The 480-nt window shown below is 39.8% G+C and carries 1 protein-coding gene; it reads left to right on the top strand.

Annotation, left to right across the window (positions count from 1 at the left end; all coding sequences use genetic code 11):
- Positions 1-109: 109 nt before the first annotated feature.
- Positions 110-480 (top strand): hypothetical protein (locus H5186_RS22725; protein ID WP_182795063.1); only part of this gene is annotated, 371 nt, incomplete at its 3' end.

The following is a 480-nucleotide window of genomic DNA, read 5'->3' as shown; positions in this document are numbered from 1 at the left end:
ATGGCGACATAATAAACGGTGAAGAAAACAGCCATTTAAATTTGCGTAGGCGCGGCTTTACGCCGCGCAAATTGAACAATAAAAACGACATTCAGTTTGAATAGTTAAGATGGGTGTCATCTTAAATTTCTCTCGTGGTTATAATATTGAAGCAGCTAAAAAGTATGCAGAAATGATACAACGTAGAATGTCACGTTACACAAAGCACAGAGTATTTAAACAAATCCCCCTTAATTCCCCCATATTAGTAGATGCGATATGGATGCTTCAGCCTGCACGAACAGGGTGGCAAGCAGAAATAAATTACAATGCATTCTTGACTGAATTTGGTTTGCAGCCAGGCGACCAGATAGAACTCAAACTAGAAGCCACGGTGTACCCCAGTGGTAAAGGTCAACCAACAATTCAAGGGTTTAATAGTATTTATGGCTTACCAATCGAATATTACAAAGCAGGTGAAAAGCCAGGGTTCTTTTCTTG

Origin of the sequence: Pseudoalteromonas sp. SG41-2 (assembly GCF_014164535.1) — a bacterium.
Classification (GTDB): Bacteria; Pseudomonadota; Gammaproteobacteria; order Enterobacterales; family Alteromonadaceae; genus Pseudoalteromonas; species Pseudoalteromonas rhizosphaerae.
Note: the sequence above shows the minus strand (reverse complement) of the source record. Positions and strands in the feature narration are given on the sequence as shown.